The organism is Bacillus cereus group sp. BfR-BA-01524 (assembly GCF_022662595.1).
GTDB lineage: Bacteria > Bacillota > Bacilli > Bacillales > Bacillaceae_G > Bacillus_A > Bacillus_A thuringiensis_S.
Window position 1 is genome coordinate 1 of the sequence record NZ_JAKUDW010000170.1, and the last position, 5766, is coordinate 5766.

Consider the following 5766-nt stretch of genomic DNA (forward strand, 5'->3'; position numbering starts at 1 on the left):
AATACCATTTAGACTTAGAGATACTAGTTATTCTAATGGGTGTTTATGACTTAAACCTCTTAAAAAGTTAATAAAAGTAATTGGTAATAAAATATAGCATGCGCTGGTTTGCTAGTTGTTACATTCCATTAACTTAAATGTAGATCCACCAAATAGTTTTGCGTTGATTTATATCTGGGTATCAACAGAGTGATATAACATCTTAAATATTGATATGAAATTAACATCTACACATTTTCGCTTCATTTCATATCAATCTCAATTAATATGTCAATCTCAATCATAGGTATTAGTGTTAGTTAATTATCTATATAACATTAACAAAATCTATTCAAACTAAGGACGGATCATCCTGATTGTTAATGTCATGTTGATCAGAGATAGAAAATACCATTTAGACTTAGAGATACTAGTTATTCTAATGGGTGTTTATGACTTAAACCCCTTAAAAAGTTAATAAAAGTAATTGGTAATAAAATATAGCATGCGCTGGTTTGTTAGTTGTTACATTCTATTAACTTAAATGTAGATCTACCAAATAGTTTTGCGTTGATTTATATCTGGGTATCAACAGAGTGATATAACATCTTAAATATTGATATGAAATTAACATCTATACATTTTTGTTTCATTTCATATCAATATCAATTAATATGTCAATCTCAATCATAGGTATTAGTGTTAGTTAATTCTTTATATGACATTAACATGTCTGGGTTGTGTACTTCAAATTGTGTTGAAAATTAAATGGAGATAGATTTTCTTATAAACCTTCTTGACCAAGGAGGTTTATAAAAAGAATGGTGTAGCATATTTGAAATTTAGTTATAAATAGCAGTTGTAATGTTCAGGTATAAGACTAATTTAGTTGGGCATACTATAAGTATGAGTTCTTTTTTATAGTATTTGAGTGGAAGAAATGGTTTTGAAACTTAGCTATAATAGAAATGATTTTGTACATCATTCAAATTTAAGTATGCGCAAACTAAAAGTCATTTTAATTCTTACGAGGAAAACATGGTATGGATGTATATTCATCATTTGCATGCTTTTTTGTCTAATAATTAAATTAGGAACTCAAAAGTTATTTTATAATCTTTGTTTGCGAAATATGTAATTAATAAGTTGGCTTAGGTATGACCTGGATGGGTTAGTTTAACTTATATTCATCTCTCAATATGTAATTTCATGTCAATGTCAGTTGATATGTTAATATCAACTGAACGTGTTTGTACTACCTTACTGTTTACATAACATTAATATGTTTTAGTTGTTTGCTGTTAGTTATGCTATGAGTACTATAAAGATTGTTTTGTATCTAAAGTTCTCTAAGTAAGGAATATATTAAATGAATGGTTTTTTACTTTTGAAATTTAGTTGTAAATATAAATCGAAATTTTGGTATGAAAACCCTGTACTTAGATATACTAATAGTATTACCTGAATTAGGTGATTAAATGACATATGCAAAAAAAGAAAAAGGTTAATCAATTAGAAGCATTATTTTTGTGAGTTTAATTAATAGTTGCGAAGTAGTATTGACATTTAGATATTATAGAGATAATCTTATACATAAGTTTTATTGTTTAAAATTAATATACGAATCGAGAGATATTTAATTCTTGCTAAACGGACACACCGAGGGCATATACCTGCCATTGGTGTGTCTTTTTTTATTTAATAACTAGAAAATGATAAGGAGAGTATTAAAGAATGAATGAAATTATTAGTGAAAGTAAAAGAAGATTTGATAAATATTGTAAAGATAATCAAGTTTTTGAGGAGAGAATTAATTCTCTTATTAACTACTATTTTTTAATGCTTGCTGATCGTGTAAACATTTTACAAGATAGAGAATTTAATAACGAGGTCGAAGAGAAGCAATTTAAAAGCAGTCTCAAAAGATTCGAAACATTATTCCCAGCTGCTGCTAAGAATGCATTTCTAAAAGGATATCAGCTTGGTTTAGAGTTTTTCAAACATCCAGAGACAGTGATTCCGGATTCGCTATTTACAAATCCTAATTTTGTACAAGATATTCCTTTTGCAATTGTAAATGCAGCGGAATTTAGCATTTATGAATTAGTTCGAACGGATGAAACACAAGAATTTAGTGTATTTGCTGTTCGAACGTATGAAGGCATTAAACCCATAATGGAGCAAGTGTTTTGTGAAATTGCATTGTTTGGTGCGGAAATTGCACTTGAGCATGAGCGTGAGGAAAGAGGACTGAAAGTAGTAGAAGGAAAAACAACTACATTTACAAATGTTCCAGTAGATCGTTTATTTACAATTACTCCATCTGTAGCTGCTAATGTTGTGCATGCAGACGGTCGTTGTGAAATCTGGAGTCTAAACTGGAATACGAAATTAACTTTAGATAACCCTTTTATTGAATTAGCACAAGTAACCATTGTTTACAAAGACAAGACAGAAATACAAAAAAATCTTCGAGATGGATTTATATATGAACAAAGTTTATTTAGTGCGGTACCGTTAGAAGAAATCGAGGATCGTTTAGAGGTTAGAGTCAAATACAACCTTATTGATAATATGCCATGTAATTTGAAGGGATTTGAAATAGAATCACTTCTCACCGAACTATTAACAAAAATACAAAACGCAACAAAAGTGCCTTTTGAAAACATGCTATTACTTTAAAGTGATTTTCTATCAAAGAGGAGTTTTTCATAATGAAAAAGATTGTATTAGCTATTAGTGATACTGTGTATACGGCATATTTACGTGAGGATTTTGTTGGTGCAGGATTTGAAGTGGCTGATAGTGATGTCATGCACATAAAGTATTTAGATGAAATTCTAGATACGGAGCAACCTGATATTCTATGTATTAATGACAAACGATTAAATATTGATGCAGGACACGAAGATAAGCGAGAATTAATTATTTTACAGAAGTTAAGAGAAATTCGCTTTCAGCGAGATATTCGCATTGTAGTATTTACAGAGCGTGAAAATAATGATGAATTTTTAGCGAAACTGATTTATCTAGGTATCTATGACATTTTTAACTCTCGTAAAATTGACATTGATAATAAAGTCATCCCGCAGCTGCTACAGGAATCGGATATTAAAAATGTAGTGGAAATTGTAGGAACAAGTCAAGCACCGCAACAAACAAAGGTGCCCAAGGTTCTTGTTGATGAGGAAGAAGAGAAAGTATCAGGTGAATTAGAGGAAGGTGGCAAAAATGAACCTTCTTCTAAATCCAATAAACTATTTAAAAACAAACAAAATCGTAAGTCTATTCAGAAGGAAACGTCAAAAGCGCCAATTATTAAAAAACAGTATAAATTGGCTTTTGAGCCAGTATATGAAAAACAAATTGGTATTGCTATTCCAAGACGAACAATTGTTGTGGCCAGCATGAACAGGAGAAGTGGTGCCACTTTTGTTTCACATCTTTTAGCCGCTTACTTAAATGAACTACAGATTGATGTGAATTATATAGAGAACTTATATGATGATGGTTATACGTATCCGTTATTAAAGGGATATACAGAAGCGCCAGAAAACTATCGTAGTGAATTTATGTTGCAGCGATATAAAGAGATGCTACAGAAGGAATCTGATATATTATTAATTCCAAAATGGAAGCAAGGAAGAATAAATTATATTGTAAAGAATCCTATAGTTGACCAAGAGCTGAAAAACGAAACAGAGCAGGACTTCGACCATTTTATTAAGGTTTTATTGGCCAACCAAGAAGCACCTATATCTATTATTGATGCAGGGAGCGATTGGGATAAAAATTTATACCATGAGATATGTGAAATGGCGGATTACATATTCTTTGTAGCGGAACCAGATCTGCATCAATTGCTAAAGATAGCGCATCCTCTTACACAAAAAGAGAGAAAGCTCGTTTCTTACTTAGGTTTAGAGAAAGTGAGGATCATTGGGAATAAGTTTTCTCCTGTACTTTTAAAGCATGAAATAGTAGAAGAATGCTTTGGAGATAAGGTATTAACTGCTTTACCACCATATGAAATAGAAGATGTGTTCGAGTCACAATTGAATAGTAGTACGTTACTATCAAGTCGCAACTATTATAAAGAGTTAGAAGGAATAATGAAGGAAATAGCAGAGTTATTGCTGCCAAATCAATTGTTGAACCCCAAAAAAAGTTCTATTTTAAGCGGATTTCGATTTCGAAAGTCTGAAAGTTAAGGAGGATGAAGAGGAATGCAAAAGTTTATTGTTGCAGCAAGTATGTTGCTGTTATTTGTAGGTTGTCTATTCTTTGTAACTGATATGGTGATTGGAGATACAACACATACTGATAATAAATCGTCTTTAGAAAGGGGAGGCGAGATAGCTGTGGCTAAGTCTGTAAAAGTTGGTACTCTGCGTGCAGAAGAAGAAATAGCTATTGATCCAGAAAAAGCGAAACAAGAGTTTGAAAAGGCGTATAACGGTAATGCGGATTTTAAAGATCCCGCTTCAAAACGTAACTTCACTGTACATGATGTACAGGAAAAACCAGCAATGATTGCTGTCGAAGGTGATGTAGAAGCTGCTAGTTATTTTAAGCAATTTGATGAAAAAAAAGAAACGATAAAGAGTAAAGCGAGAAGTATTATTATTTATGATGCGAATGAAAAAGAAAAACAATTAGGTGGAAACGTAAAATAAAGAAAAAGAGTAGGTGCATTAAAAATGCAAAATACAGTAACTACGGCTCTATTCCTTACCTTTTCTTTATTATTAATTAGCCTTTTACCCGAAGGCGTTTTGTATGGAATACAGTTAGTGAAAGCACATAACTTTGCTGCTGATATAGTAGAAATCGCAGAAAATAAGGGTGGATTTCAATATGATTATAATGGAAAAAGGGTGGATTTAGTCCCTGGGATAGAGAAAAGAATGAAAGAAGAAAAGATGGATGGATGGAAGTATGAGTATACAAAGGGACGCATCGATTATAATCAATCCCTTTCTTTTAAGGTGAAAGCAGAACACCATTTCTTCATATTTAAGCTGATTGGTGTAGATGGCATAAAAGCTCCGATATGGGCGAGTAAAGAGGGATTGGGACAAGTATATTTTAAGTAATGAAAATTCTAAGATTTGTACTATAAAAGACTATGCTGAAAAGTATAGTTTTTTTGCCAGGAAAATATACCTATATAGAACAGAAGTTATAAAAAATGTTAATTAATTAATTTATATGTTAAATTATCTGGATTTTATGTTTAAATTAGGTACAATAAAATAAACTATGAAAAAACTAATATATTTGGAGGAACAAACAATGACTAACAAATTTTTAAAAACAGCAACAGCACTAACAATTATGGGTACATCTTTATTAGGGGCAGGAGCATTTACAGCGAAAGCTGCTGATAACACAGATTCATTAAAATTCAATGATGTTCCAGTAAATCACTGGTCTACAAAAGCAATTTATGATTTAACAAATCGTAAAGTAGTGCAAGGGTACGGAAATAATATCTTTGGCTTTGGTGACAATGTAACCCGTGGGCAAGTTGCTCGTATGATTTATATGTACGTAAAACCAGCAGATGCAGATGCTAGCTTCAAAAATCCGTTTACTGATATTAAAGGACATTTGTTTGAAAAAGAAATCTTAGCACTTGCTAAAGCAGGACTTGTAAATGGATTTGGTGATGGGAAATATGGTCCAGATGATATTTTAACTCGTGAACAAATGGCACAAGTGCTTACAAATGCTTTTAAATTTAAGGCAACGAAAACAACAAAATTTGCAGATGTTGATAAAAAT

5 protein-coding genes are annotated in these 5766 nt (G+C 31.5%); all 5 read left to right on the forward strand.

Annotated features, from left to right (window positions below; all coding sequences use genetic code 11):
* The first annotated feature begins 1713 nt into the window (after positions 1–1713).
* Positions 1714–2661 carry a hypothetical protein gene (locus tag MR170_RS29460; protein ID WP_097987550.1) on the forward strand — a complete coding sequence of 316 codons (948 nt, stop codon included), beginning with the start codon at positions 1714–1716 and terminating at the stop codon, positions 2659–2661.
* Between the two features lie 32 nt (positions 2662–2693).
* A complete protein-coding gene (locus tag MR170_RS29465; protein WP_242310451.1) occupies positions 2694–4190 on the forward strand; it encodes a hypothetical protein in 1497 nt (498 codons plus the stop codon).
* Positions 4191–4205: 15 nt separating this feature from the next.
* Positions 4206–4655 (forward strand): hypothetical protein, encoded by a 450-nt coding sequence (locus MR170_RS29470; protein WP_001168898.1) that lies wholly within the window; start codon positions 4206–4208, stop codon positions 4653–4655.
* A 24-nt stretch (positions 4656–4679) separates the two neighbouring features.
* The gene (locus MR170_RS29475) at positions 4680–5075 is read left to right on the forward strand and encodes a DUF4320 family protein (protein ID WP_242310452.1); all 396 of its coding nucleotides are present in this window, start codon (positions 4680–4682) and stop codon (positions 5073–5075) included.
* Positions 5076–5241: 166 nt separating this feature from the next.
* Positions 5242–5766, forward strand: a 525-nt coding sequence (locus tag MR170_RS29480; RefSeq protein ID WP_346749476.1) for an S-layer homology domain-containing protein, incomplete at its 3' end; no start/stop codon positions are given.